The sequence below is a fragment of the Frateuria sp. GZRR35 genome (assembly GCF_051900415.1).
Taxonomy (GTDB): Bacteria; Pseudomonadota; Gammaproteobacteria; order Xanthomonadales; family Rhodanobacteraceae; genus Frateuria_A.
Genome location: NZ_JBHZGL010000010.1, coordinates 119,500 through 146,146, shown reverse-complemented (window position 1 = coordinate 146,146; position 26,647 = coordinate 119,500). Strand labels below are relative to the sequence as shown.

Sequence of the window (26,647 nt, the reverse complement as noted above, 5' to 3'; positions counted from 1 at the left end):
GCCGGCAGCGTTTCATCCGACCAACCTTGAAAGTTGCGGATCGTTGCGCATCAGCACGCACCATCGCGCCACCGCCGACAGCTCGGCGGTCGGGCTGGTCATTGCGCGCACGCGCGCGCGCACCTCGGCCAGCTGGGCCTCGGCTGCAGGATTGTTACCTGCGCTGCAGCGGGATTTGACCCTGGCGAAATCTGCGATCAGGTTGTCCATCTGCTGCCACACCTTGCGCCGCGCCTCAGCGAGCGGGGCGTACTCGTTGAGCTTGAGCCGTTTGACGGTCTCGTCGACGCGCGCTTGCTCCCAGACAGATGAGCCGGGCATCGGAATCACCTTGCCTTCCTCATCGAAGGCAATCAGCGCCACATCGTTGTCCTTGATCGGGTCAAGCAAATAGCGTGTCTCGGATTCTTCGCAGGGGTGCGCGTGCGTGGAGCACAGTGAACCATCCTTGAGCGGGAACCAGCCGCCCTTCTTGCGGTTGCCGACATTGCCGCAGACGCGAAAGTTCATGTAGTCGAAGGCCAGCCACCAGTAGCCGTCGCGCAGGTTGGCATCCAGTGCTCTGGCTTCCTTCTTGGGGCGGAAGTGTTCGACGTCGTAGTGCGAGTACAGCTCGCGCACTTCCGAAAACCAGCATTTGCCGGCGGACAAGGCCAGCAGCCATGCCTTCAGGGCGCCCCAATGATCCCGGTTGGCATCGATCAATGCGTTGCGCTCTTCACGCTTTCCCGCCGCATCCAAAGCGGCAAGGTCGGCCACCAGCCGGGCGGATTTTGCCAACCAGGCATTCCACTGCGCCTGTGTCCACGGCACCCAGTCCGGAATGTCGGTGTCGGTGGGGCGTTTGTGTTCCAGGTCGATCCAGATCACTCCCCACTCCTCTTGCGCAGAATCTCGTCGATGATGGAATCGGCAATTGCGTCCTGCTCGGCTTGCTCCTCGGGTGTCAGCACGGGCTTACGGAACCTGCGGTGTTGCGCCATCTTGCGCACGAACAGCGCGTAGTCCGGGTCGCGGAAGTCGGCGGTGGTAAAGCCCAGGTCGGCCAGTTCGCTCGACAAGCGGCCCAGCTCCTCGTGCTCGGCGGCGGTGAGGGCGTCGTCGCCTTCCAAGGTCTTTTGCGCGTAAAGATCGTTGCGGCGGCGCAAACGGCGTTCGGTTTCGATGTCCAGAGTGGACGACAGGCCAAAAAGCTCGCTCTTGAGCAGGCCGGTCACGCCCATGCCTTGCGGGTGTACGTCAGGCGTGTCCGCCACGGTGCGATGGCCGTCATGGCGCAGGATGTGGACCTGCTCGCGCTTCAGGCTGCCGACCATCATCGGGTCGTGGGTGGTGATGAGGATCTGCGACTCGCCCTGCATCAATGCGCTGTCATCGGATGCCAGCACGCCTTCGATGTCATCGAAGTAGCGCAGCTTCCAGATCGGGTTCAAGTGGGTGTCGGGTTCATCCAGCAGAAACAGGCAATGGTCTTCGCGGGTGATGCGCATCAGGCCGAGCACGGTGAGCATCTGCAGCTCGCCTTCGGAGAGTTGGGTAAAGCTCACCTTGCCGTCGTGTCCATCGTCTCCCACCACGCGCTTCTTCACGGTGATGCGCACCTCGTCGATCAGGTCACCGATGTAGGCGCCCTCGGCGTAGCGGAAAAAGCTGTCGATGCTGCCGACCAGTTCGCCCAGTTGCTTGAGCTTGTCCTGATTGGGCACGAACAGGTAAAGCTGCCTCTGCTTTTCGGTGCGGCCGCGGAAATCGATCTGCCGGGGCGCCTCCTGCTCGATCGGCGCCCACGCCACCTGCCAGAGCTTGTCGAGGAACTCGCTCACCACGTTGCCACGCGCATACCAGAAGCGCGGATCGCCCTCGTTCAACTCCTGCTCGTCAAAGCGGCCGCCACGGCGCTTTTCGCGCAGGCGGTGCGGCTCCTTCAGCACAAACAAGGCCGATTCCAGCGACTCGATGTGCAGGTTCTTCAGCACCTTGCGGAACACCGGGTCGTCGGACAGCAGACAGGCCAGCAGCACCAGCTGGCTGTGGCCGCCCCGGCAGTAGAACAGCCGGCGCAGGCGGTCATCGCCCGCTTGCTTCAGCTGCGCGTCGCGGTGGCGTTTGGCCTCGTCGACGGCGCGAATGTCTGCGTCCGTGCCGGTAAAGTTCTCCAGCAGCTGCTCGGACAACACCGTGTCAGTGGTGATTTCCTGGCGCTGGTTGAAGCGCCGCTGGTGTTCCTGGAACAGCGCCTCGATACGCTCGTTGCGCCCGGAGTAGTAGGCAAAGATGTGCGCGGGCAGCAGCTCGCGGTTCTTCAGCAGGTATCCCTGCGGCTCGGCCTTGCCGTCCACCCATACACAGGGACGCTTCTGCTTGGCGGTGTCGGCCTCGATGCGCACGTCGCGACCGCGAATGCGGTATTCCAGCGTGTAGTCGAAGGCCGCTTCGCGGTCCAGATCCACATCGCGGAAGATAGTGATCAGCGCCTCGATCAGGTTGGACTTGCCGGTGCCGTTCTGGCCGATCAGCGCGTGGCTGCGGAACGGTCTGGGTGGCGGCGGCGCATCCGTCGATGCGCCTGCCGCGTCCTGCCCGAGCGCATCGAAAGCGATGTCGAGCTCGCGCAGATTGCGAAACGCCGGGATGCAGATGCGCTGCAGCCGCATGTCAGGCGCCCACCGCGTCGACAGGCGTTTCGCGCATCTCCGCCGGGGCCGGTTCCAGAATCCAGCCGTGGGCCACCTCGGTTTTCAGCTGCGCGTAGAAAGCGTCGATACCGCCACCAAAACGCTGCCACGCATCCTTGGCGCTCATCTGGCCGTTGTGGCGGGCCAGCAGCGTGGCCAGCGGCGCCTGCGCTTTGATGCCGGGCGGGGTGCCCAGCCGCAGTGGCGCAATCAGTTCGGTTTGCGGGGCTTTCATGGGTTCCTCGGCTTGTTCGATGGCGATGCCGGTGAGGGTGGAGATCGTGCTTGCGGCCAGATTGGTTGCGATGCGCTGCTTTCGAGAAAGTTGTTCCGCGTAGTGGTCGCACATGCTGAAAAGCCCATCGACGATGGCAACAATTCGGTCTTGTTCGGCTTTGGGTGGAACCGGAAGCATCAGACTTTCAACATCACTAACATTTATATGCTTCACCGTCATGCCGATAGCCGATACCTGCAGCCGCTTTTGAAAGCTCGGGCTTTGGATTGCGTAAATGACGAACCTGTTACTGAAGAGATCATCGAATAGTCTTATGAGCATCAGCCGTTGCCCAAGGCATACGACCTGTCCATCCGGAACGATGGCAGCCTCACCCATGGGCGCCTCTCGCGTGAAGAAGATGTCCCCAGGTTGCGGAAGCAACCGTCTTGAACGAGCAAGGTAGCTCTCCTTGGAAACCTTCTTGGTGGCATCAAGCCGCATACCACCGTTGCGAACGTCAGTAGTGCGGATCAGGTGAACTCCGCTATTGGCGTAAGTCGGCGTTTTATGGTCGCAGTCAATAATCACCTGAGAAACTTCAAGCAGTGACGCCCAGGCCCAATGTTCCGGCAATGTTGCTTCGGGCGTAGCTACTTGCTGTGTGCGCAGCTTCTTCAGCATGGCCAGGGCTTCTTTCTGCTCCTGTCCCTCTGAGTCGCGTGACCATGCGATGCGTTTTTCTTCTATTGCGCTGAGCAGATCGGCGCCCGTACTCAAGGGGCGATGCTCACTGCTCAACAGTTCACCGGAGACTGCCAGATCAAGAATCAGGCCTTTGAACGCAACGACATCCTCCGGCGCATGAAACAGCTGCCCGAAGTGGTCGGCCAGGCGCGTCCAGGCGGTTTGCAGTTCGTGCGGGCTTTGGCTGCTGGCGACGGCTTGCAGGGTGGACTGGCGCAGTTTGTTCTGCAGCGTGCGGCGGGCTTGTTGCTGCGCATCCAGCGTGTCGCACAACGCCATCAACTCATCGACTCTGGCGACGATGCGGAATTGTTCTTCTAGAGGTGGAAGCGGAAACGGGATCATCGCGAGCGCCTTGCTCGACATGTTCGAAATGCCAATCCCTTTGCGGTGTGCGTTGATTTCTCCCGTAGCGTTCAGCTTCTCGAAAAAGCGATAAGCAAAAAATGGATCTATTCCGCCAAAGAATCGGGCGCGATGCACATGGTTCTGAAAGCACACTTTCTCGCGCGAAGTCCACACGGCTGCTCGCCCAGCCTCGCCGCCCTCGCAAATCAAAAGATCGCCCTCACGCGCTGTACACTTCTCGATCTCGTCGTCGCGGATAAGCATCTGCTTGATACCGCTCAGCTCAAAGCGGCCCCAATAGAGATTGGATGTGGTGATGTAGTCGCGTGGAAGACCACTGTTTCGTACCGAATCCAAAGTCTTTCCGGAGTTGTGAATTGCTATTTCGCCAAAACGCGTCCACGACCAGTTGTCTGGAATAGCGTGCGGCGCGTCTTTGTTCGTGACGTCCGGCAGGGGTTTGGGCGAACGGATCGCGCGAGAGGCAACGAGGAATCGCTTTTCAGTTGCGATTTTCTCCAACAGTGGCGAAGCGCTTTCACCTTCTACTTGGGCGAGTAAGCGCCCCTGCATGGCAAGCACAAGCACCAGTTCGCGAAGTCGTGCAATTCCGTTTGGTGCATTGGCAACATGCCCAAACTCCCCCAGAAACTGCTGCGCGTCCATCAGCCTTCCTCCCCGCGGCTTTCCAGCCGTGCGCGCGAGCGGGCGATGGCTTCGTGCAGCTTGGCTTGCAGCAGCTCCTTGGGCGGCAGCACGGTGAGGTATTCGGCGACGTGGATGCCGGTGTGGCCCAGCTCCAGCAGCTCGATCTGTTCCTGCTTCTTGCCACTGCACAGGATGATGCCCAGCGGCGGGGCTTCGCCCGGCTCCTGCTCGTGCCTAGCCAGCCAGCGCAGGTAGAGCTCCATCTGGCCCTTGTACTCGGCCTTGAACTCGCCCAGCTTCAGCTCGATCGCCACCAGCCGCTTGAGGCGGCGGTTGTAGAGCAGCAGGTCGATGTAGAAATCATCGTGGTCGATCTGCAGGCGCTTTTGCCGGGCGACGAAGGTGAAACCCGCGCCCAGCTCCAGCAGAAAGTTTTCCAGCTCGCGCAGGATGGCGTCCTCCAGATCCCTTTCCAGGTAGCGGTCCTTCAGCCCGAGGAAATCGAGCACGTAAGGATCTTTCAGAAGCAGCGCGGGGGTGAGCTCGCGGGTGTCGCGCAAGTTGGCCAGTTCACTGGCGATGAGTTCGTCGGGCTGGCGCGACAGTGCGGTGCGTTCGAACAGCTGGGAGTCCATCCGCTCCTGCAGAGTGCGCGTGCTCCAGCCTTCCTGCTGGCACATCTGCAGGTAGAAATCGCGCTTGAGCGGGTCGTCGATGTAGATCAGGGTGCGGAAATGGGTCCAGCTCAATTGTCTACGCGCTGCGGAGACAATCGCTGCATCGGGGAAGGCTTCGGCAAAACGCAGCATGTGACGCAGGTTTTTGCTGGAGAAGCCGCGCCCGTAGTCGGCTTCCAATTGCTTCGACAGTACCGAAACGATCTCCTCGCCGTAGGCGGCGCGTTCGCTGCCCAGCACGTCGGTGCGGATGCGCTGGCCGATATGCCAGTACATCAGGGTCAGGGCGCTGTTGACGGTGACGGCAAGCTGCTGCCGGCTCTGCTCGATGAGGCGGCGGATGTCGCCCAGCAGTTGTGGATTGACCGGTGTGGCGGGGCTGTTCTGCGTGTTGCCCTTGCTCATGCGTCCGTCGCTTCCGGGCTGAAGTGATGCCCCAGCGCGGCGGCCAGCTCGCTCTTGAGCTGGTTTTCGGTTTCCTCGATTTCGCCCAGCAGCTTCTTGTACTTCTCCAGCAGCAGGTCCGGATCAAGATTTTCCTCTTCCGGCGCGTTGGGATTTTTCAGGTCGAGGTTGTAGATCGGCCAGTACAGCCGATCGCCCGCGGTTTGCGCATCGCGCGCCTGCAGGCGCAGCGGTTCGGCCCGGGCGCGCAGCTGGGCAATCTGCGCGTCGATCTTTTCGCGGTAGGCGGCGTCGGTGGTGCCGACCAGGCTCCTGCGCAGGTCGCTGGCCTCGCCTTCCAGCGCGGCGGCCTGATTGTTCAGGTCTTCGGCGCGCTGCCAATGCGGTTGCGCGGCGGCTTCGGCCTGCTCGCGTTTGGCCTTGAAATCGACTTTCCAGGCGAACTCGTTTTCCGCGCGGTCGGCGAAGTCGTTGGCTTCGTTGCCCCACCAGTCCTGCTCGGGCTTGAACTCTTCCAGGCGGATGGGTTTGGTCTTGGAGTAGCTCTTGTACCCGGCCGGGTAAGGGTGCTCGTAGAACCAGATGGTGTCGGTGTGGAAGTGCTCGGTGCCGTCATCCACCCTGGCGCCCTTGGTGAAGAACAAGAGGTTGGTCTTGATGGTGGTGTATGGGGCGAACACGCCCTTGGGCAGCCGGATGATGGTGTGCAGCTTGCAGTCACGCAGCAGCAGCCGTTTCAGCGTGGCCTTGATGCCGTCGCCAAACAGAAAGCCGTCGGGCAGCACCACGGCGGCGCGGCCATTTTCCTTGAGCAGCTTCTTGATGATGAGCGCCATGAACATGTCGGCGGTTTCGCGGGTGCGCAGGTCGGCGGGGTAGTCGCTACCCACGCCGTCATCCTCATAGCCGCCGAAGGGCGGATTGGTGATGACGCAATCGACCTTGTCGTTGGCGCTCCAGTCGTTCCAGCCTTTCCCCAAGGTGTTGCCGTGCTCGATCTGGCTGGGCACGTCGATGCCGTGCAACAGCATGTTGGTGGTGCACAGCAGGTGCGGCAGCTGCTTCTTTTCGATGCCGTGGATCAGCGCCTCGATGGCGCGTTTGTCTGCGGCGCTGGACTTGGTGGTGACCTGGTGGCGGAAGTGGTCGATGGCGGCGGTCAAAAAGCCACCGGTGCCGCAGGCCGGATCCATCACGGTTTCGCGCTTGTCCAGGCGAGGGTCGACCTGAGCGACCATGAAGGCGGTGATGGCGCGCGGGGTGTAGAACTCGCCCGCGTTGCCGGCGCCGCGCAGGTCGTTGAGCATTTGTTCGTAGACATCACCCAGGCTGGCGCGGGTCTTGAAGTCGTGGAAGTGGATGGCGTCTTCCAGCTTTTCGATCACGGCCAACATCTGTGGGCCGGATTTCATGTAGTTGTTGGCGTCTTCAAAGACCTGCTTGATGACCTTGTGCTGCGGACTCTGGCTGGCGTCGATCTGGTCTTTCAGCGCCGGAAACAGTTCGTTGTTGACGAAGCCGATCAGCTCGGTGGCGGCGATCTGCGGCTGCTTCTTGCCTTCGGCGTCGGCCTTGTAGGCCGCCCAGTTGCGCCAGCGGCAGCGTTCGGGCAGCGGCGATCGGTAGCCGGCGGCGTCGTCTTCCCATTCTTCCTCGCGCTGGTCAAATACCTTGAGGAAGAGCATCCAGGTGAGCTGGCCAAGGCGCTGGGCGTCGCCGTCGACGCCATCGTCCTTGCGCATGATGTCCTGGATGGACTTGATGGTGCTGCTGAGGTTCATTGCATTCTTCTCGTATCGCTCGGACCAGGCGAGGCTCACGCCTGTTTCGGTTCGGGTGTGTCGTAGAGCGCGTGTTCGAGCTCGCTGATGGCCTGGATGTATTGCTCGACGCTGCCGAAAATGCCGCGCCGGATCTGGGTTTTGCTGCCAAACCGGTCGAAGGGCGGCAGCTCCAACACCTTGGCGTCTTCGATGTCCTGCACGCCGTGGTCGGCGAATTTGTCGAGCAGGGCTTCGAGCACGGCGCGGGCCTGCTCGCCGTACTTGCCGAATACGTCGCGCTTGTTGACGTTGTTGGCGCGCTCGCGACGGGTCAGCGGTTTCTGGTCGAAGGCCACGTGGGCGACCAGATCGAATGCATCCAGCTCGCCGCCGTTGGCCACGGCCTGCTGCAGGGTGGCCAGCGGCACGCCGTGTTCGGCCAGCTCTTCCAGCACGGCCTGTTTGCGCTGCGCACTGTTCCAGCGGCGCAGGAAGTCGCTCATGCTACCGAATTCGGCTTGCAGCGCCTTCCTGATGTCGTCCTTGAGCAGGACGCGGTAGTCCTCGGTGATGAGTTTGCCGTCGGCGTCGAGGTATTGCGCGCGCTCCACGGCGACACGCACGTTGACGTCGTCGATCACGTAGCGGGTGCGGCCTTCGCCGCCGTCCGTATCGCCACCCGTGTCATCGCCACCCGTGGTGTCGGAGCCGTAAGGCGGTGGCTCGGGTTCGCTGGTGCCCGGCGGGTGCGTGTCCTCCGGCGGCACGACAGGCTCGTCGGGCGTGGGTTCGTAGATCACCACCGGCTCGCCATCGAAATCCGGGTCGGCGAACAGGCGCGTGGCGCCTTTGAAATCCATGATGGTGAAGTACAGCTTCTGGTAGTCCTCGCGCAGGCGGGTGCCACGACCGATGATCTGCTTGAACTCGGTCATCGAGTTGATGTTCTGGTCCAGCACGATGAGCTTGCAGGTCTTGGCGTCGACGCCGGTGGTGAGCAGCTTGGAGGTGGTGGCAATGACCGGGTACGGCTCGTCGTTGTCGATGAAGTACGAGAGCTGCGCCTTGCCTTCGTTGTCGTCGCCGGTGATGCGCATTACATAGCGACGGTTGCTGGCCGCCGCCGGGATCAGCTTGACCAGCTCCTGGCGCATCCGTTCGGCGTGGTCCTGGTCATCGCAGAAGACGATGGTCTTGGCCATGGGGTCGACGGCCTTGAGGTATTCCCAAACCTTGCTGGCCACCAGCTGGGTGCGTTTTTCCAGCACCAGGGTGCGGTCGAAATCCCTGGTGTTGTACTGGCGTTGTTCAACGGCTTGGCCCAACTTGTCGAGTTTGCCGGTCTCGGGGATGTAGCCCACCGCATCGGCATCGGTGGCGATGCGGATCACCTTGTAGGGCGCGAGGAAGCCGTCTTCGATGCCCTGCTTGAGCGAATAGGTGTAGACCGGGTCGCCGAAGTAGGTGATGTTGCTGACGTCTTTGGTTTCCTTGGGCGTGGCGGTCAGGCCCAGATGGGTGGCGCTGCGGAAGTAGTCGAGCACGTCGCGCCAGGCCGAGTCATCCGCGGCACTGCTCCGGTGGCATTCGTCGACCACGACAAGATCGAAAAAGTCGGCCGGAAACTGCTTGTAGATCTGCTTCCACTCTTCCTTGCCGGTGACCGCCTGGTAGAGCGCCAGGTAGATCTCATAGTTTTTCTTGATCTCGCGGTTGGTGACCTTGTGCATCACCTCGCCAAAGGGAGCGAAGTCCTGCTGCATGGTCTGGTCGACCAGGATGTTGCGGTCGGCCAGGAACAGGATGCGCTTCCTGGCCTTGGCCTTCCACAAGCGCCAGATGATCTGGAAGGCGGTGTAGGTTTTGCCGGTGCCGGTGGCCATGACCAGCAACACGCGCTGCTGGCCTTTGGCTATGGCCTCGATAGCGCGGTTGATGGCCACCCGCTGGTAATAGCGCGGCTCCTTGCCGCTGCCGTCGGTGTGGAACGGTTGCTCGATGAGTTTGATGGCCTCGGGTGCAGCCAGCTCTTTCCATTGCTGGTACAGCGGCCACAGATCATCCAGGGAAGGAAATTCGCCGAGCGTGAGCGTGCGTTCGACCGGCTGGGTCATGCCGGTGCGGTCGTGGAGCAGGAAGCCATCACCATTGCTACTGATGGCAAAGGGCGCATCGAGCATTTCGGCATAGGCCAGGGCTTGCTGCATGCCCTGGCCGACCGAAAACCGCGCTTGCTTGGCTTCGACCACGGCAATGGGAACATCGGGGCGCGCGTAGAGGACGAAGTCCGCCCGCTTGGGACCACCCTTGGCGTCGGGGTTCCTGACCCGCGCAGCGAGCTTGCCGCGCACCATGACGCGCCCGTCCGTGAGGCTAACTTCTTCGCGAAACTGATGCTGCTGCCAGCCCGCCTGCACGATGGCCGGCGTGATGAACTTGGTACAGATGTCGCGCTCGCTGAGCAGGTACTTGTCCACTCATCCCCCTGAAGCTCGATGTGCAGCAGTCCCATCGTCATGCAGCAGTTTATCCGCACCCTCTCGCACGCCGCGACCAGGTCGGGCACGATGCGCTCGTCCACGTCGAGCCCCCGGCACCCGTCCACGTTGCGCATGTATGGACCTGTCCAGAAACGCGCCATCGGCACCAGTCCGGCCGTATGCGGTAGTACGTAGAAGACGGTGTTGCAGTAACGGGTTGTCGAGCGGCGCGCGGGCGTCTGCCTATTGGCGTGCAAAGGCGGCCTTGGATCGACACCGTCGAGATCGCGCTGAGCCCCATGCCTTCATAAAAAAAAAGCCCCCGATGTCGGGCATCGGAGGCTTTGCCCGTCATCCAGACGGTTGTCCTAGAACGGAATGTCGTCGTCGTCGAAGCCGCCGCTGCTCTCGGCCGGCGCTGGGGCGTTCTGGCGTGGAGCGTTGCTGTTGCCGTAGTCGTTGCCGCCGCGGGGCTGGCCGCCACCGTAGCCGCCCTGGCGCTGGCCGCCGCCCTGCGGGCGCTCGCGGAAGCCGCCACCACCGCCACCGCCGCCTTCACCACCCATGCCGCCGAGCATCTGCATGTCGTTGGCAATGATGTCGGTGGAGTACTTCTCCACACCGCTCTTGTCGGTGTACTTGTCGGTGCGCAGCGAGCCTTCGATGTAGACCTGGCGGCCCTTCTTCAGGTACTCGCCGGCGATCTCGGCGAGCTTGCCGAACAGCTTCACGCGGTGCCACTCGGTGCGCTCCTGGCGCTCGCCGGACTGCTTGTCGGTCCACTGCTCCGAGGTGGCGACGCTCAGGCTGCACACCGCGGTGCCGCCGCCGGTGTAGCGCACCTCCGGATCGGAGCCCAGGTTGCCGACGATGATGACCTTGTTGATGCCGCGTGCCATGGAAATTCCTCGCTTTGCTGGCGGCCGGCGCACGCCCGCCTCGTCATGGGTTCCGCCGGGGTCGCCGGCGGCTCGGTCCCTATCATAGCTTCCCGCCCCGGCTGCGCACGCCGGCCGTTGTCCGCATCTACCCCGGCGTGTTGACCGTATCTGCCTGCATGCCGGTCCGCCGGCGACCCTGGACCGCCGGAGACCGCCTTGCCAACGCTTCGCATCCTGCCCCGCCTCGCCCTGGGCCTGTGCCTGGCACTGCCGCTGGCGGCCGCGTTCGGCGCCACGCCCGCCGTCCACCTCCAAGCCCGCGCCTACGCGGACGATGGCCGCCTGCTCTACCGCGAGTCGCACTGGGTCTTTGCCACGCCGGAGGGACGCACCCGCCTGGTGCTGTATCGCTGCCCGGACGGCGAGCCGTTCGCGCGCAAGTGGGTGCGCGACCATGGGCTGCCGGTGTCGCCCGATTTCGAGCTGGAGGATGCGCGCCGCGGCTACCGCGAGGGCGTGCGACGGCGCGGGGATGGCCGCCGCGAGATCTTCGTGCGGCGCGATACCGGCAGCGCCGGGCGCAGTGCACTGTTGGACGACGCACCCGCACCGGTGATCGACGCGGGCTTCGATGCCTTCCTGCGCGCGCACTGGAATCTCGCCCCGGACGCCAGCCTCAGCGTGCCGTTCCTGCTGCCCAGCCGGCTCGGCACGCTCGACTTCAAGGTGCGTCGCCTGCCGGACCAGGTGATCGACGGCCGTCCGGTGCGGCGCTTCCGGCTGGGGCTCGACAGCCTGATCGGCTTCGCACTGCCGCATCTGGACGTGGCCTACGACGCGCGCAGCCGGGCACTCTGGCGATTCCGCGGCATCGCCAACATCCGCGACGTCGAGGGGCGCAACCTGAGCGTCCGCATCGACTTCGCGCCGCCCGAGCCGATCGACAACGCCAGCGCCACCGTGCAGGACGCCGCGCGCCAGCCCCTGACGGGCCGCTGCCCTCTGCGCTGATCAGAGCGCCGGCGTGGCGCCCCGCGGCAGGGCCGGAAGGCGACCGACGAGGTGGCCAGCGGCCACCCAGGCGTCGAGCCCGCCGCGCAGCGGACGCACGCGCCGGTAGCCCTGCGCCATCAGGAGCTGCGCCGCACGGGCGGCCGACACTTCGTTGGGGCAGTTGCAGTAGAGCACCAGCTCGCGCTCGTGCGGCACGCCCGCCAGCACGGCGTCCAGCGCCGGCGGATCGAAGGCCAGTGCGCCGGGAATCGCGCGGTCGTCGAGCTGGCGCGAGCCGGCCGCGCGCACGTCGAACACCAGCGGCGGCCGCGCCGAGCGCAGTGCCTGCGCCAGCTCGTCCACCTCGATCCGGGCCATGCGCAACGCCACCAGCAGGCGCCGGCGCTGCCACCACTTGAACAGGATGTAGAGCGCGAGCATCGCGCCCAGCAGTTGCAGGGCCAGCGCCCCGGTACCCTCGAACGCCGCCAGCACGCGCTCCACCTCGCCGGAGAACGCATAGCCCAGCGCCACCGCCACGCCGACCCAGAACAGCGAACCGAGCGCGTCGAACAGCAGGAACAGCCGCGGCGCCAGACCCAACGCGCCAACCAGCGGTGGTGCCACGGTCGACAGCCCCGGCACGAACTTGGCCACCAGCAGCACCGCTCCACGCCAGCGCTGGAAGCGCAGTTCCGATTGCTTCACGCAGGAGTCGGGCGACAGCGAGATGCGGCACAGCGTGCGCATCACCCCCGCGCCGTAGCGTCGGCCGGCGGCGTACCAGGCGAAGTCGCTGAGCAGGCACCCCGCCAGCGCTACCAGCAGTACGCCCCACAACGGCAGCTTGCCGGTCGCGGCCAGCGCGCCGGCCACCACCAGCGTCGGCACGGCCGGCAGCGGCAGCCCGGCCTGCTCGACCAGCACGTTGAGGAAGACCAGCAGCAGGCCGTATTCGGCGATCAGCGCGACGATCTGGTGGGCCACGGGCAGGCTCGCATGGAGTGATGCCGCGCCACATGGGGGCGGCCACGGTGTGGCGCAATCCCGGGCAACCGGCGGGCCGGAAGCGGCCGAAAGGGCTGCGGCCGGCGCCCTACTGCCCCGGGCTTGCGGCGGCGGCCGCCTGTTCGGCGGCGCTGCGCGCGGCGATGCGCCGGGCACCGAACGCCACCAGCGGCAACCACAGCAGCGTGGTCGCCGCCGCGCACAGGAACACGCCGCTCACGCCCAGCCGGCCCAGCGCGATACCGCCGATGGCGCCGCCGACGAAGGCGCCGACGAACTGGCTGGTCGAGTACGCACCCATCGCCGCGCCGCGCAGGTGCGCTGGCGCCAGCCGCGACACCAGGCTGGGCAGTGCCGCTTCCAGCAGGTTGAACGCCGAGAAGAACGCCGCCGCCGACACGCCGAGCCAGGCCAGATGCCCGCCTGACTGCGCAAAGCCGAGCAACGCCAGCCCGATGGCCGCCACGCACACCAGCACAATGCGCAGGCTCTGGCCGATCTCCTTCATGCGGTGCATGGCCGAGCCCATCACCAGCGCGGCGATCGTCATCGCCGGCAGGTACAGCTCCCAGTGCCGCTCCACCGGCAGGTGCAGCCGCTCGGCCAGCAGCAGTGGCAGGCCGACGAAGCTCGCCGTCAGCAGCAGGTGCAGGAAGAACACCGAGCCGTTGAGCACCAGCAACCGGCCATCGCGCAGCATCGCCAGCACGCCGCCGAGGCTCGCTGCGGCGGGCGCCTGCGCGCGCTGCGGCGTGGGCACGATCAGCCACAGCAGCACCAGCGAGGCCAGTGCCAGTATCGAGGTGGCGCCGAACAGCCCGGGCAACCCGGCCACCGCCTCCAGCGGCGGTCCCAGGATCAGCGCCAGCAGGAACGCCACGCCGATCGACACGCCGATGATGCCCATCACCTTGCCGCGCTGGTCTTCGCGGGTGAGGTCGGCGGCCAGCGCGGTGCCGGCGCCGGCCACCGCGCCCATGCCCTGCAGCGCGCGGCCGAGCACGATCCCCATCAGCGTGTGCGACATCGCCGCGACCAGCCCGCCGACGGCAAAGATCAGCAGGCCGATCGTGATCGCCGGCTTGCGCCCGATCCGGTCCGACAAAAGGCCCAGCGGGATCTGCAGCAGCACCTGGCCCAGCCCGTACACGCCCAGCGCCAGGCCGATCAGCAGGCCGCTGGCGTCGGGCATCTGCTTCGCGTAGAGCGAGAACACCGGCATGATCAGGAACAGCCCGAACAGGCGCAGGCTGATGACACAGGCCAGGGTCAGCGCACTGCGGCGCTCGAGGGGCGAGAGCTTGCTCACCGGGAGGGGAACGGGCGGGAAGTCATCGGCCCATTATAAGGATCGCCTCGGAATGCCCGGTTGCGGCGCCATGTCGCGCCGCCGCACACGGCAGAGCTGGCCCTATAATCGCCCGTCTTGCCACCCGGACACCCATGCAACCGATGCCCGCCGACGCCAGCCGAACCGCCGACTTCGCCGCCGTGCGCGAACTGGCCGCCGCCGACATGCAGCGCGTGGACGCGCTGATCCGTGCGCGGCTGGCCTCCGACGTGGTGCTGATCAACCAGATCGCCGACCACATCATCGCTGGCGGCGGCAAGCGCCTGCGCCCGATGCTGCACGTGCTGGCCGCCGGCGCCGCCGGCTACGCGGGCGCGCAGCACATCAAGCTGGCCGCGGTGATCGAATTCATCCATACCTCTACCCTGCTGCACGACGACGTGGTCGACGAGTCCGACCTGCGTCGTGGCCGCAAGACCGCCAACGCGCTGTGGGGCAACGCCGCCAGCGTGCTGGTCGGCGACTTCCTCTACTCGCGCTCGTTCCAACTGATGGTCGAGCTGGACGACATGCGCGTGATGCGCATCCTGGCCGATACCACCAACACCATCGCCGAGGGCGAGGTGCTGCAGCTGCTCAACATCGGCAATGCCGACGTCGACGAAGCGGCGTACCTGGCGGTGATCGAGCGCAAGACCGCGGTGCTGTTCGCCGCCGCCACCGAACTGGGCGGCCTGCTCGGCGGCCTGCCGGCCGACCAGGTCGCCGCGCTGCGCCGCTACGGCATGGAACTGGGCTACGCCTTCCAGATCGCCGACGACCTGCTCGACTACACCAGCGACGCCGACACCCTGGGCAAGAACATCGGCGACGACCTGGCCGAAGGCAAGCCGACGCTGCCGGTGATCTACGCCCTGAAGCAGGCCACGGCCGACGAAACGCAGGCGATGCGCCAGGCCATCGAACATGGCGACCTCACCGCGCTGGACCGCGTGCTCGCCACCATCCGCCGCAGTGGTGCGCTGGAACGCACGCACGAGCGCGCCGTGGCGCACGCCGAGGCCGCCCGCGCCGCGCTGGCGGTGCTGCCCGCCACGCCCTATCGCGAGGCGCTGGATGCACTGGCCGCCTACGCGGTCGAGCGCAGCGCCTAAGCCGCCCGTGCCGCGCGCCTGGCCGACCGCTTTCGCGGGCCGCGCCCGGCGCCGGTGTTCAAGCCGTCCGCGCTTCGGCCGATGACGGCCCCGATGCTCTCCTCACGCCCCCTCCGTTGGCTCGCCCTCGCGCTGCTGGGGCTGGCGCTGCTGCTGCCCGCGACGACCATCGCCGCGGCCCCGGCCGCCGACTGGTCACACTGGGACAGCCTGGCCTTCGAGCACCTCACCGTGCGCGCGGGCCTGCCGCACGCCACCACCACCGCGTTCGCGCAGGACCGCGACGGCCTGATCTGGATCGGCACCTTCGGCGGGCTGGTGCGCTACGACGGCTACCGCATGCAGGTGTTCCGCCAGTCCGGCCCCGGCGGCCTGCCGGACAACTACATCCGCGCGTTGCAGGCCGCGCCCGACGGCAGCCTGATCGTCGGCACCTCGGCCGGCGGGCTGGCCCGCTTCGACCCGCGCGACAACCGCTTCTCCACCTACGACGCCTCGCCGGCCCACGGCACCGGTCCGCACGTCCTCACCCTGGTCCCCGACGGCGCGGGCGGTTTCTGGGTCGGCGGACAGAACGGGCTCAGCCACCTGCGCAACGACCTACGAACGATCGAGCGGCCATCGCCCGACGCCGGCCTGCCGGCGGACGTGGCGGTGTTCGCCGTGCGCCAGGACCGGCGCGGCAACCTGTGGGTGGGCAGCGGCGAAGGCCTGTACCTGCGGCGCGCCAGCACGACGCATTTCGTGCGCTTCCACGGCGACGATGCCGCGGCCAGGCCGGTACTGGACGAGGACATCTGGGCGCTTCGCGAGGATGCGGCCGGCAACCTGTGGGTGGGCAGCGGCACCCGCGGCGTGGCGGTGATCGACCGCCAGGGCCACGCGCGCGTGCCGCCCGGGCTCGATGGCGACGCGCCGGCGATCCAGCACCGCACCATCCGCGACCTGCTGGCAGCGCCGGACGGCCGGTTGTGGATCGCCACCGATGGCGTGGGCGTGGCCGTGTACGACCCCCACCACGGTACGCTGGACAGCCTGCGCCACGACAATGCGCGCCCGGGCTCGCTGGGCGGCAACATCGTGCGGGCGCTGTTCCTGGACCGCTCCAATGGCCTGTGGGCGGCCACCGAGATCGACGCCTCGCGCTGCGACACGCGTCCGACCATCGTGCACACGCTGGACGGGCTGGCGCTGTTCGGTCGCCAGGACGCCACCCTCGACGAGAACGTGCGCAGCGTCCATACCGACCGCCAGGGCGCGATCTGGCTCGGCTTCAACCGCGGCCGCCTCGCGCGTGTCGATCCGGCCAGCGGCCAGATCCGCCTGCTGACCCTGGACGGCGCGCAGCAGGACCAGGACGTGCGCGCGATCGACACGCTGCCGGACGGGCGCATCGTGGCCGGAGCGCGCGGGCTGGTCACGATCGACCCGGTGTCGCTGGCGATCCGCCCGTGGCCGCTCGACGGCCTCGACACGCGGCCGATCCTTGCCCTGCGCACCTGGCGCGACGAGTTGCTGGTGGGCACCTACGACGGCCTCTACCGAATCGACCGCACGGGACACGTCACGCACTACCAGCACGAACCGGGCGACCCGCGCAGTCTGGTCGACGACCAGGTGCGCAACATCGCCGTGCTGTCCGACGGCAGTGTGTGGATCGCCACCAGCGGCGGCATCAGCATCCTTCGACCGGATGCAGGCGGGTTCGAAAACCTCGTGCACGAGGATGGCAACCCGGGCAGCCTGCCGCAGAACTACGCCGGCTCCGTGGTCGAGCTGGGCGGGCGCATCTGGGTCGGCACGTACGGCGGGCTGGCCGCCACGCCGGCGACACCGCCGGGCCCGCACGGCTACCGCTTCACCGTGCTGCGCGGCAGCGACGGCCTGGGCAGCGACAACGTCGCCAGCGTGCTCGCCGACCGCCTTGGCCGGCTGTGGATCGCCACTGCCAACGGCCTGGCCGTGTACGAACCGGCGACCGGCCGGATCCGCTTGCTGGGCGCACGCGACGGACTCGGCGCGCGCTTCTACAACCACCGCACCGCCGCGCTGGGCCCCTCCGGCGAGCTGCTGTTCGGTGGGCTCAGCGGACTCACCGTGATCGAACCCACGCCGCAGGTGCGGCCACGCCAGTCGGATGCGCCACTGGCCGTGACCGCGGCACTGCGCGATGGCAAGCCGCTGCCTTACGCCGCGCTGCCGACCGCACGGCGTCCACTGCCGCTGGACAACGTGCACGCCCTGCGGCTGGGCTTCGCCCTGCTCGACTACACCGCCACCGACGACGTGCGTTACCGCTACCGGCTGGAGGGCTTCGACGCCCAATGGACCGAACTGGAGGCCGGCGTGCCGCCATCGGCGGCGTACACGAATCTGCCCGGCGGCAACTACCGCCTGTGGCTGCAGGGGGACATCCCCGGACTGCACGCACGCACCGTGCAGGACGTGATCGCGCTGGAAGTACGTGGCCGCTGGTACGAACGGGGCTGGGTGCGCATCGTGCTGGGCCTGCTCGGCGTGGCGCTGGTCTACCTGCTGGTACGCCTGCGCACGCGCTACCTGCTCGCCCGTGCCGACCGCCTTGCGCAACTGGTGCAGGAGCGCACGCACGAATTGCAGGAAGCCAACGAGCGGCTCAACCGGCTGGCCAGCGTCGACGAGCTGACCGGCCTGCTCAACCGGCGCGAGCTGATGCGCCAGCTCGAACTCGCACACGAGACCGCGCAGCGCACGGGCGCGCCGCTGTCGATCCTGATGCTCGACCTGGACGCGTTCAAGGCGCTCAACGACACCCACGGCCACCAGGCCGGCGATGCCGCGCTTCGAAGCGCGGCACAGCGTGTCGCCGCGCTGTGCCGCAAGGACGACCGACTCGGCCGCTACGGCGGCGAGGAACTGATGGTGGTGATGCAGGGTGCGGACCTCGCCACGGCCGCCCAGCGCGCCGAAGCGATGCGTTCGGCAATCGCAACCCTGGAGGTCGACCATGGCGACCATTGCCTGCGCCTGACCGCCAGCATCGGGGCCGCGCAACTCAAGCCCGGCGAACGCACGCACGAGCTGATCGCGCGCGCCGATGCGCGGCTGTACCGGGCCAAGCGGGATGGCCGCAACCGCGTCGCGGCCTCGTAAGCTGCGCGAGCACCGTAGGGTGGGCTTCAGCCCACCGCTCGCTCCCAAAGACGGGCTGGTGGGCTGAAGCCCACCCTACGTGGGCCGACTACGGCCGATCGGCAAACGCCGCGTCCAGCCAGTCGTGCATCATGCGATAGCTGCGCGCGGCGGCGCGGGCGTCGTACTTGCAGCCGGGTGCGTTCTCGCCGACTTCGGTGAAGCAATGCACCGCGTTGCCGAGCACCACGAACTGCCAGTCGGCCGCGCTGGCGCGCATCTCGTCCATGAACGCGCCGGCATCGGGCATGGTGCCCTTGTCGTCGGCCCCGTTCATGGCGAGCACGCGCGCCTTGAAGTGGTCCGGCAGCGCCGGCTTGCCGACCGCCAGGGCGCCATGGAAGGACACCACCGCGGCGACGTCGGCGCCGCTGCGGGCGAGGTCCAGCACCGCCGAGCCACCGAAGCAGAAGCCGATCGCGGCGAGCTTGCCGGTGTCCAGCGGCGCGGTGCCGGCCTGGGCCTTCAGTTGCGCCAGTGCCGTGTTCACGCGGTGGCGCATCAGCCCGCGGTCGGCGTAGAGCGGTTGTACCGCGGCCTTCGCCTCGTCGTTGCTGGTCGGGCGAACGTCCTGCCCGTACATGTCGGTGAGCAGGATCACATACTGCTTGCCGGCGATCATCTCGGCCTTCCTGATGGCCTGGTCGTTCACCCCGTACCAGTTGGGCACCATCACCAGGCCCGGGCGCTTGCCGGCACCCGCGTCGTCGTAGACCAGCACGCTGTGGAAGCGGGTGCCGCCATCGGTCCACTCGACCGACCGATGCACCATCTTCGCCTGGGCGGCGAAGGCCAGGGGAAGCGAAAGCAGGGCGAACAGGATGCGACGCATGGCGACGGCTCCGGTGGGGTGACGTGGCGCTCCGCGCCGGGTCCTCCGCGGCGTCCGGCCGCGGCGTGGAATCATCGGCCGGCGGCGTGTGCGGCCAGGCGGCGCTTGAGCGGCGCCAGCCGGTCGACCAGCCGTACGCCCAGCGCACGCGCCGCGACCAGCGGCGGCGCCTGCCAGGCGTAGATGCGGCCCAACGCATCGAAGCTCCACGCGTCGAGCGTGTCGGCGCTGCGCCGGCGGCGCGCGTAGCGGCGCAGCACATGCGGCGCGGCAATGTCGCGGCCGGCTTCGCGCGCGGCTACCAGCGTGTCGCGTAGCTCGGCCACGTCGCGCAGGCCCAGGTTCACGCCCTGCCCGGCCAGCGGATGCACCGCGTGCGCCGCATCGCCCAGCAGCACCAGGCGCTCGGCCTGGTAGCGGTCGGCCAGTTGCAGCCTGAGCGGGAAGGCGGCGCGGCGGGTGGTCGCGAGCACCGGGCCGAGGCGGAAATCGCTGGCCACGCCGAGCTCGGCGCAGAAGGCGGCATTGTCCAGCGCCAGCACGCGTTGCGCCTCCGCCTCGGGCAGCGACCACACGATCGAGCTGCGCCCGTCGGCCAGTGGCAGCAGCGCCAGCGGCCCGCCGGGCAGGAAGCGCTGCCACGCGGTGTGCTGGTGCGGGCGTTCGGTAGTGACATGCGCGACGACGCCCCGCTGGCCGTAGTCGCGGCCGTGCGTATCCAGCCCGGCCAACCGGCGCAGCGGCGAGCCGGCGCCGTCGGCGGCGACCAGCAGGCGCGCGGACAGGCTGGCGGTCGCGGCGGCCTCCAGCTGCAGCAGCACGCGATCCTCGCGCGCCTCGTAGCCGGTCACCTGCGCCGGGCACAGCCGCTGCACGCCCGCTGCTTCAAGCGCCTGCCACAACGTCCACTGCACCAGGTTGTTCTCGACGATCCAGCCCAGCCAGGCGCGGCCCTCGGCAGTGGCATCGAAGTCGACTGCGGCGCCGGTGCACGCATCCCACACGTGCATCCGTCCGTACGAGGCGGCACGGCGATCGCGGATGGATGCCCAGACGTCCAGCTCATCGAGCAACGCGACCGACGAAGACGCCAGCCCGACCACGCGCAGGTCGACCTCGTCCTGGGCGTGCCAGGGCGTCGGCGGGCGTGCTTCCAGCAGCGCCGTGGCGAAACCGGCGCGGGCCAGCGCCAGCGCCGTCGCGGCGCCGACCATGCCGCCACCGACCACCGCCACGTCGAGCAGCGGCGCCCGCCGGCGCGCTTCGGTGAGCCGCGCGTTCACGGTGAGCGCTCCAGCACGGCCTGCGGCGGCTCGCCGCGGAAGCCCATGCCGCGCCGAAGTACCGCATCCTTCAATGGCGGCAGGCGGTCGCAGGCCAGCAGCGCCAGCGAGCGCAGCGGACCGAGCCAGGGTTGGGGCAGGCAGGCCAGCTGCACCAGCCCATGACTCATCGCCATGGTGCCGTCGCGGTCCGGAGCGCGGCGAGCCGCGTAGGTGGCGAGCAGGCGCTCGTCGCCAGGGTCGGCCGCGGCGGCCACGAGCTCGGCCAGGGTCAGCGCGTCGCGCAGGCCCAGGTTGAAGCCCTGCGCGCCGATCGGGTGCACGGTCTGCGCCGCGTTGCCGACCAGCACCGCGCGTGGTCCGGTAAGACGGTTGGCGGCGACGCGCTGGATCGCGTAGGGAAAGCGCTGGCCCGGACGGCCGAGGCGGCCCAGCCGCCAGCCGAAACGGCGCTGCGCGAGCGCCAGGTAGTCTGCATCGTCCATCGCCGCCACCGCCTCCGCCTGCGACCCCGGCACGGTAAGCACCAGGCCACAGCGGCGACCGGCCAATGGCAACAGGGCGACCGGGCCTTCGTCGCCAAAGCGCTCGTACGCGCGATGGCCGTGCTCGCGTTCGGGGGTGACGGTGCAGACGAACAGCGTCTGCCCGTAATCGTAGGCATCCGCGGCGATGCCCAGTTGCTCGCGCACAAACGAATGGGTGCCGTCGGCGCCGACCAGCAGCGGCGTGTCGATCTGTCGCACGCCCTCGGCGGTGCGCACCTGTGCGCGCCAACCATCGGCGACCGGTTCGAGCGCCTCCAGCTTGGCCGGAGCGAGCCGTTGCAGACGCGTGCATTCCTCCAGCCGGCGCAGCAGCGCCGCGCCCAGTTCGCGCGCCGGCAGGGTCCAACCCAGAGCATCGACGCCGGCATCGCTCGCCTCAAGCCGCGCACTGCCGAATTCACCCGCGCGGCTGACATGGATGTGCTCGATGGCCGTGGCGCCTTCCCGGGCGTGTTTCCACACACCGATCGCCTCCAGTCCATTGACGGTGGCGCGCGCCAGCGCCAGGTTGCGTTCGTCGTAGCTCGGCTGCGCATCGACGCGCGGCGCGGCGGCTTCGACCAGCATCGCATCGACACCGGCCGCATCCAGCGCGATCGCCAGGCTGGCGCCGACCAGGCCGCCGCCGACGATCAGCACGGGCCCGCGTGGGGAGGGGAGGACTGTCATGGCGCGGATGATACGGCCGAACACGCAGGCGTCGCATGGCCCGGACGGGCTTCGGCTAAACTAGCCCGTCCTGCTTTCATTCCCACGCCGCCTGCATACGGAGCACCTCATGGCTATGACGCGAACCCAGCGCCTCGGCATCTTTCTGGCACTCGCCCTGGTGATGGCCATTACCCGCGGCGCGGTGCACACCCACCACTTCGAGGCGTTCCCGGATGCGTCCTGGGGCGTGTTCTTCCTGGCTGGCTTCTGGCTGCGCGGCGCCGGGCGCTGGGCGTTCCCGCTGCTGATGGCCGAGGCCGTGCTGGTCGACTACCTGGTGATCACCGGCCAGGGCCTCGACTTCTGGAGCCACTACTGCGTCTCGCCGGCGTACTGGTTCCTCGTGGCCGCCTACGGCGCGCTGTGGCTGGGCGGCAGCTGGCTGGCCCGCCGCCAGGCCGGCCTGAAGCTTTCCACCGCGGGTCTGGCCGTGGCCGCGCTGCTGGTCAGCGAGGCGGCCTGCTTCGTGGTCTCCAACGGAAGCTTCTACTGGCTGAGCGACAGCGTGCCGGCGCCGCGCAGCATGGCGGCCTGGTTCGAGAACATGGGGGACTGGTACCTGCCGTTCCTGCAGGTGACCGCGCTGTACGTCGGACTGGGCGCCGTGGTGCACGTGCTGGCAACCCAGCTGACCCGCGCACTGGCCCACGAAGGCCAGGCGCACTGATGGGCAACCGCCTGTCGAAGATCTACACGCGCACCGGCGACGACGGCAGCACCGGCCTGGGCGACGGTTCGCGCGTGCCGAAGGATTCGGCCCGCGTGGCCGCCTACGGCACGGTGGACGAACTCAACAGCACGATCGGCATGGTGCTCGCCTGTGACGGCGTCCCGCCGGACGTGCGCGAGGCGCTGACCCAGGTCCAGCACGAACTGTTCGACCTGGGCGGCGAGCTGTGCATCCCCGGCATGGCCATGGTCCAGGACGCCGACATTGCGCGACTGGAATCAGTACTCGACGGCTTCAACGAGCCGTTGCCGCCGCTGAAGGATTTCATCCTGCCTGGCGGCGGCATGGCCGCGGCCTGCGGCCACCTGGCACGCACCGTGTGCCGCCGCGCCGAGCGCGAGGTCATCGCACTGGCCCGCGAGGAGGCCGTGCGCCCGCAGGCGCAGCGCTACCTCAACCGGCTGTCGGACCTGCTGTTCGTGATCTGCCGCGTGCTGGCCCGTGCCGGCGGGCACGGCGAGGTGATCTGGCAGCACGAGCGGCGCCCGCGCGGCTGATTCCTTCGATGCTGCGGCTCTACACCCATCCGGTCTGCCTGCAGCACGCCCCCGGCCCCGGCCATCCCGAGTCCCCCGCACGCCTGCGCACGGTGCTGGCGGCATTGGACCGCGACCGTTTCGCCGCGCTCGACCGTATCGAGGCGCCGCGCGCGAGCATCGAGGCACTCGAGCGCGTGCACCATCCTGCCTACGTCGCACGCATCCTTGCCAGCGCCCCCGCGGACGGGCTGATCCGCCTCGACGAAGACACGCTGATGTCGCCGGCCTCGGCCGAGGCGGCACTGCGCGCTGCCGGCGCCGTGGCCGCCGCGGTCGATGCCGTCCTCAACGAACGGGCCAGCCGCGCGTTCTGCGCCGTGCGCCCGCCCGGCCACCACGCGACGGCCGACCAGGCGATGGGCTTCTGCCTGTTCAACAACGTTGCGGTCGGCGCGGCTCACGCGCTGGCCGGGCATGGCATCGAGCGCGTGGCGATCGCCGACTTCGACGTGCACCACGGCAACGGCACGCAGGACATCTTCGCGCGCGAGCCGCGCGTGCTGTTCGTCTCCAGCCACCAGTCGCCGCTCTATCCCGGCAGCGGTGGCGCGGAGGAAACCGGCGTGGGCAACCTGCTCAACGCCCCGCTGCCGCCGGAAACCGGCTCGGGTGCTTTCCGGCAGATCTGGGAGGAGCGGCTGCTGCCGCGGCTGGACGCGTTCCGTCCGCAACTGCTGCTGGTCTCGGCCGGCTTCGATGGCCATCGTGCGGACCCGCTCGCACAGCTGCGACTGGACGCCGACGACTACGGCTGGCTGACCGCGCGGCTAGTGGACATCGCCCGGGTGCATGCGGCCGGACGCGTCGTTTCGACCCTCGAAGGCGGCTACGACCTCGACGCCCTGGCTGCCAGCGCCAGCGCCCATGTCGCGGCGTTGATGTCCTGAGCGGGACGTATCGGCGACGAGCCCCGCCTGCCTGCGGGGCGGCGGGCTGAAGCCCAGCCTGCGGCGCGCCAGGCGCTGGCTTTCCTGCCGGCCATGCACCCTTTCTGCTAGTTTTACGCGTCCTGACGAACGCCGACAGCCCACCGTGACGCCGAGCCACACGATCCCGCGCGCCTTGCCCCCACGCCGCCTGCTGGCGGTCGCCGCCGCCCTCGCCCTGTTCGGTGGCCCGGCCGGGGCCCAGACCGCGGTATCCGACGCCGCAGCACCCGCCACGCCAGCCAGCACCGGCGCCGACGTATCGAGCTGCCCGCTCGGCGCGTTCCACTGTCCGCCGCGTCCGGAAAGCTTCGCGCTGTGCCGGCCCAACGCACTGCTGGAGTTCTACGACCCGACGCTGCCGCGCGACACCTCGGGGCGCGAGACCTCCGACACGGTCGTCGACGCCGCCCACGTGGACAGCTCCAACCAGGCGGTCTACCGGCTCTCGGGCAATGTGCGCATCGAGCGCGCCGACCAGCTGCTGCGCGGTGACCAGATCGATTACAACGACGCCACCACCGACTACGACGCCCAGGGCAACGTGCGCTACCAGGAGGCCGGCGAACTGCTCAGTGCCGACCGCCTGCACGGCAACACCCAGGCCAACCGTGGCGTGGCCGAGAACGTGCGTTACCAGCTGCTGCAGTCGCGCGGCAACGGCACCGCCGCGCGCGGCGAGCTGCTCGATGCCCAGCGCAGCCGCTACAACCTGGTCAGCTACTCTACCTGCGACGTTGGCCACCACCTGTGGGAAGTGCGCGCCAGGAGCCTGGAGATCGACAAGGCGACGGGCGTGGGCAAGGCCCACAGCGCAACCATGCGCTTTGCCGACGTGCCGTTCCTGTACCTGCCCTACTTCACCTTCCCGGTCGACAACCGGCGCAAGAGCGGCTTCCTGTACCCGACCTTCGGCAGTTCGAACCGGTCGGGAACGATGTTCTCGATTCCCTACTACCTCAACCTGGCGCCGAACTACGACGCTACGCTCGAGCCGCGCATCTACACCCAGCGCGGCGCCATGCTGGCGGGCGAGTTCCGTTACCTGCTGCCGCGTACGCGTGGCCAGCTGAATTTCGAATACCTGCCCAATGACCATGGCGAGAACACCTCGGCAAGCGTACCCACCAAGGGCGCCGACCGCTGGTTGCTCAAGTACAGCGACGCGACGCGGCTTTGGGGGCCATGGTCCTTCAGCACGTCCATCAACCGGGCCTCGGACGCTGCGTATCTGCGCGATTTCGGCAACGACCTATATGCCACGGCCGTGAGGACTCTTACCTCCACCGGCTATGTCCGCGGCCATGGCAATTGGTGGGATGCCTCGTTCGGCGCTGACAGTTACCAGAACGTCGACGCGTATCTCCCCGATAGAACCATCCAGTACAAGCGCTGGCCGCGGGCAACACTTGGGCTGGATCTCCCGCTCAACCGCTGGCTCGAGTTCGGCGCCGATACCGAAGCGGTGGCCTTCCGCAAGGACGAGGTGGTCCAGGGCGATCGCCTAGATGTGTATCCCTACCTGGCCGCGGACTTTCGGGGCGCCGCCTGGTTCGTACGCCCAAAACTCGCCTACCGCTACACCGCTTACCAGCTCAAGGCCGACTACCAGGACTTCGGCTACCGTGGCCAGCTGAGCGGAAGGCAGGTTTCGCCCTTCGATGACCGCACGCCCAGTCGGGCGCTGCCGATCGCCAGTCTGGACACCGGCCTGATTTTCGACCGCCAGGCATCGCTGTTCGGCACCTCTTACACGCAGACGCTCGAGCCGAGGCTCTACTACCTGTACGTGCCCTACCGCAACCAGGACGATCTGCCCGTGTTCGACACGCGGCGCATGTCCTTCGACTACTGGCAACTGTTCTCGTCCAACCAGTTTTCCGGCGCCGACCGCCAGATGGACGCCAACAACCTTACTGCGGCACTGACCACCCGATTGCTCGATGACGATGGCGTGGAAAGGTTGTCTGCCAGCATCGGCCAGATCCACTACTTCGCACCGCAGCGAGTGCAACTGCCCGTCGGTGCCGTCACCACTGCGGCACCGACCGACTGGACGCGCTCGGATTACGTAGCCCAGTTCGGTGTCCAGTTGAATGACCGCTGGCGTCTCAACAGCGCTTACCAGTGGAGCCCGAACTCCCGCCAGACCGACCTGGGCACGCTCGAGCTGCAGCGGCGTCTCGGTGTGGATGGCATCTTCAACTTCTCCTACCGCTTTCGCCGCAATCTGGTGGAGCAGTACGACGCCTCGACGATCTACCCGATCTCCGAACGCTGGCGGCTGCTCGCGCGTTGGGTCTATTCGGTGCGCGACCAGCGCACAATCGAGGCCCTGGCCGGTGTGGAGTACGACAGCTGCTGTGTCGCCGTACGGCTAGTCGGACGTCACTACGTGGTCACCTCCGGCCCGATCATCGACCGAGGTGAAAGCAACAACGCGGTCATGTTCGAGCTGGTCTTCAAGGGCCTGGGCGCCTTCAACGGCCAGGCGGAAGACGTGCTGCGGCGTGGTATTCTCGGCTATCAGTAACGGCTTGGCCGCGAACTTTCCGCCGCCGTTGCGATCCACGGTTGTCGACCGGCACGACCGGACCTGAAGGCACCGATCCCTCCAACC

At 67.5% G+C, this 26,647-nt stretch carries 19 protein-coding genes; 7 read left to right on the top strand and 12 right to left on the bottom strand.

Annotation, left to right across the window (positions count from 1 at the left end):
* Positions 1–12: 12 nt before the first annotated feature.
* From ACFWZ3_RS12785 to ssb, 7 genes are all read right to left on the bottom strand, one after another.
* On the bottom strand, positions 13–870 hold the full coding sequence (locus ACFWZ3_RS12785; RefSeq protein ID WP_439708098.1) for a hypothetical protein: 858 nt from the start codon (positions 868–870) through the stop codon (positions 13–15).
* On the bottom strand, positions 867–2,654 hold the full coding sequence (locus tag ACFWZ3_RS12780) for an AAA family ATPase (protein WP_439708097.1): 1,788 nt from the start codon (positions 2,652–2,654) through the stop codon (positions 867–869). Before ACFWZ3_RS12780 ends, ACFWZ3_RS12785 begins: the two co-directional genes overlap by 4 nt.
* Before the next feature lies 1 nt (position 2,655).
* Positions 2,656–4,653 carry a restriction endonuclease subunit S gene (locus ACFWZ3_RS12775; protein WP_439708096.1) on the bottom strand — a complete coding sequence of 666 codons (1,998 nt, stop codon included), beginning with the start codon at positions 4,651–4,653 and terminating at the stop codon, positions 2,656–2,658.
* On the bottom strand, positions 4,653–5,717 hold the full coding sequence (locus ACFWZ3_RS12770; RefSeq protein ID WP_439708095.1) for a PDDEXK nuclease domain-containing protein: 1,065 nt from the start codon (positions 5,715–5,717) through the stop codon (positions 4,653–4,655). The genes ACFWZ3_RS12775 and ACFWZ3_RS12770 overlap by 1 nt, the downstream gene beginning before the upstream one ends.
* Positions 5,714–7,498 (bottom strand): N-6 DNA methylase, encoded by a 1,785-nt coding sequence (locus tag ACFWZ3_RS12765; RefSeq protein ID WP_439708094.1) that lies wholly within the window; start codon positions 7,496–7,498, stop codon positions 5,714–5,716. Before ACFWZ3_RS12765 ends, ACFWZ3_RS12770 begins: the two co-directional genes overlap by 4 nt.
* Positions 7,499–7,533: 35 nt before the next feature.
* Entirely contained in the window at positions 7,534–9,957 is a 2,424-nt protein-coding gene (gene hsdR / locus ACFWZ3_RS12760; RefSeq protein ID WP_439708093.1) for an EcoAI/FtnUII family type I restriction enzme subunit R, read from the bottom strand.
* A 371-nt stretch (positions 9,958–10,328) separates the two neighbouring features.
* Positions 10,329–10,859: a single-stranded DNA-binding protein gene (ssb, locus tag ACFWZ3_RS12755; RefSeq protein WP_439708092.1), complete on the bottom strand. Its 531-nt coding sequence runs from the start codon at positions 10,857–10,859 to the stop codon at positions 10,329–10,331.
* A 198-nt stretch (positions 10,860–11,057) separates the two neighbouring features.
* Between ssb and ACFWZ3_RS12750 the strand changes: the two genes are divergently transcribed.
* Positions 11,058–11,852: a hypothetical protein gene (locus ACFWZ3_RS12750; RefSeq protein WP_439708091.1), complete on the top strand. Its 795-nt coding sequence runs from the start codon at positions 11,058–11,060 to the stop codon at positions 11,850–11,852.
* On the opposite strand, the gene ACFWZ3_RS12745 is transcribed toward ACFWZ3_RS12750, so the two are convergent.
* The gene (locus tag ACFWZ3_RS12745; protein WP_439708090.1) at positions 11,853–12,821 is read right to left on the bottom strand and encodes a DedA family protein/thiosulfate sulfurtransferase GlpE; all 969 of its coding nucleotides are present in this window, start codon (positions 12,819–12,821) and stop codon (positions 11,853–11,855) included.
* Between the two features lie 109 nt (positions 12,822–12,930).
* On the bottom strand, positions 12,931–14,151 hold the full coding sequence (locus tag ACFWZ3_RS12740; protein ID WP_439708089.1) for an MFS transporter: 1,221 nt from the start codon (positions 14,149–14,151) through the stop codon (positions 12,931–12,933).
* A 134-nt stretch (positions 14,152–14,285) separates the two neighbouring features.
* Here ACFWZ3_RS12740 and ACFWZ3_RS12735 point away from each other — a divergent pair, with 134 nt between their 5' ends.
* Together ACFWZ3_RS12735 and ACFWZ3_RS12730 are read left to right on the top strand one after the other, a co-directional pair.
* Complete coding sequence (locus ACFWZ3_RS12735; RefSeq protein ID WP_439708088.1) at positions 14,286–15,287, top strand: polyprenyl synthetase family protein; 1,002 nt, start codon at positions 14,286–14,288, stop codon at positions 15,285–15,287.
* A 93-nt stretch (positions 15,288–15,380) separates the two neighbouring features.
* Positions 15,381–18,419, top strand: a complete 3,039-nt coding sequence (locus tag ACFWZ3_RS12730; protein ID WP_439708087.1) for a diguanylate cyclase — start codon at positions 15,381–15,383, stop codon at positions 18,417–18,419.
* Between the two features lie 88 nt (positions 18,420–18,507).
* Here the strand turns inward: ACFWZ3_RS12730 and ACFWZ3_RS12725 are convergent, their stop codons facing one another.
* The 3 genes from ACFWZ3_RS12725 to ubiH form a co-directional block, all read right to left on the bottom strand.
* Positions 18,508–19,290, bottom strand: coding sequence for a dienelactone hydrolase family protein (locus tag ACFWZ3_RS12725; protein ID WP_439708086.1), 783 nt, complete (start codon positions 19,288–19,290; stop codon positions 18,508–18,510).
* Positions 19,291–19,361: 71 nt separating this feature from the next.
* Positions 19,362–20,573, bottom strand: a complete 1,212-nt coding sequence (locus ACFWZ3_RS12720; RefSeq protein ID WP_439708085.1) for a UbiH/UbiF/VisC/COQ6 family ubiquinone biosynthesis hydroxylase — start codon at positions 20,571–20,573, stop codon at positions 19,362–19,364.
* Positions 20,570–21,790: a 2-octaprenyl-6-methoxyphenyl hydroxylase gene (gene ubiH / locus ACFWZ3_RS12715; RefSeq protein ID WP_439708084.1), complete on the bottom strand. Its 1,221-nt coding sequence runs from the start codon at positions 21,788–21,790 to the stop codon at positions 20,570–20,572. Before ubiH ends, ACFWZ3_RS12720 begins: the two co-directional genes overlap by 4 nt.
* A gap of 109 nt (positions 21,791–21,899) precedes the next feature.
* Here ubiH and ACFWZ3_RS12710 point away from each other — a divergent pair, with 109 nt between their 5' ends.
* From ACFWZ3_RS12710 to ACFWZ3_RS12695, 4 genes are all read left to right on the top strand, one after another.
* Entirely contained in the window at positions 21,900–22,499 is a 600-nt protein-coding gene (locus tag ACFWZ3_RS12710; RefSeq protein WP_439699902.1) for a hypothetical protein, read from the top strand.
* Complete coding sequence (locus tag ACFWZ3_RS12705) at positions 22,499–23,059, top strand: cob(I)yrinic acid a,c-diamide adenosyltransferase (RefSeq protein WP_439708083.1); 561 nt, start codon at positions 22,499–22,501, stop codon at positions 23,057–23,059. Before ACFWZ3_RS12710 ends, ACFWZ3_RS12705 begins: the two co-directional genes overlap by 1 nt.
* Positions 23,060–23,070: 11 nt before the next feature.
* Positions 23,071–23,988: a histone deacetylase family protein gene (locus ACFWZ3_RS12700; protein ID WP_439708114.1), complete on the top strand. Its 918-nt coding sequence runs from the start codon at positions 23,071–23,073 to the stop codon at positions 23,986–23,988.
* 175 nt (positions 23,989–24,163) lie between these two features.
* The gene (locus ACFWZ3_RS12695) at positions 24,164–26,560 is read left to right on the top strand and encodes an LPS-assembly protein LptD (RefSeq protein ID WP_439708082.1); all 2,397 of its coding nucleotides are present in this window, start codon (positions 24,164–24,166) and stop codon (positions 26,558–26,560) included.
* Positions 26,561–26,647: the final 87 nt, after the last annotated feature.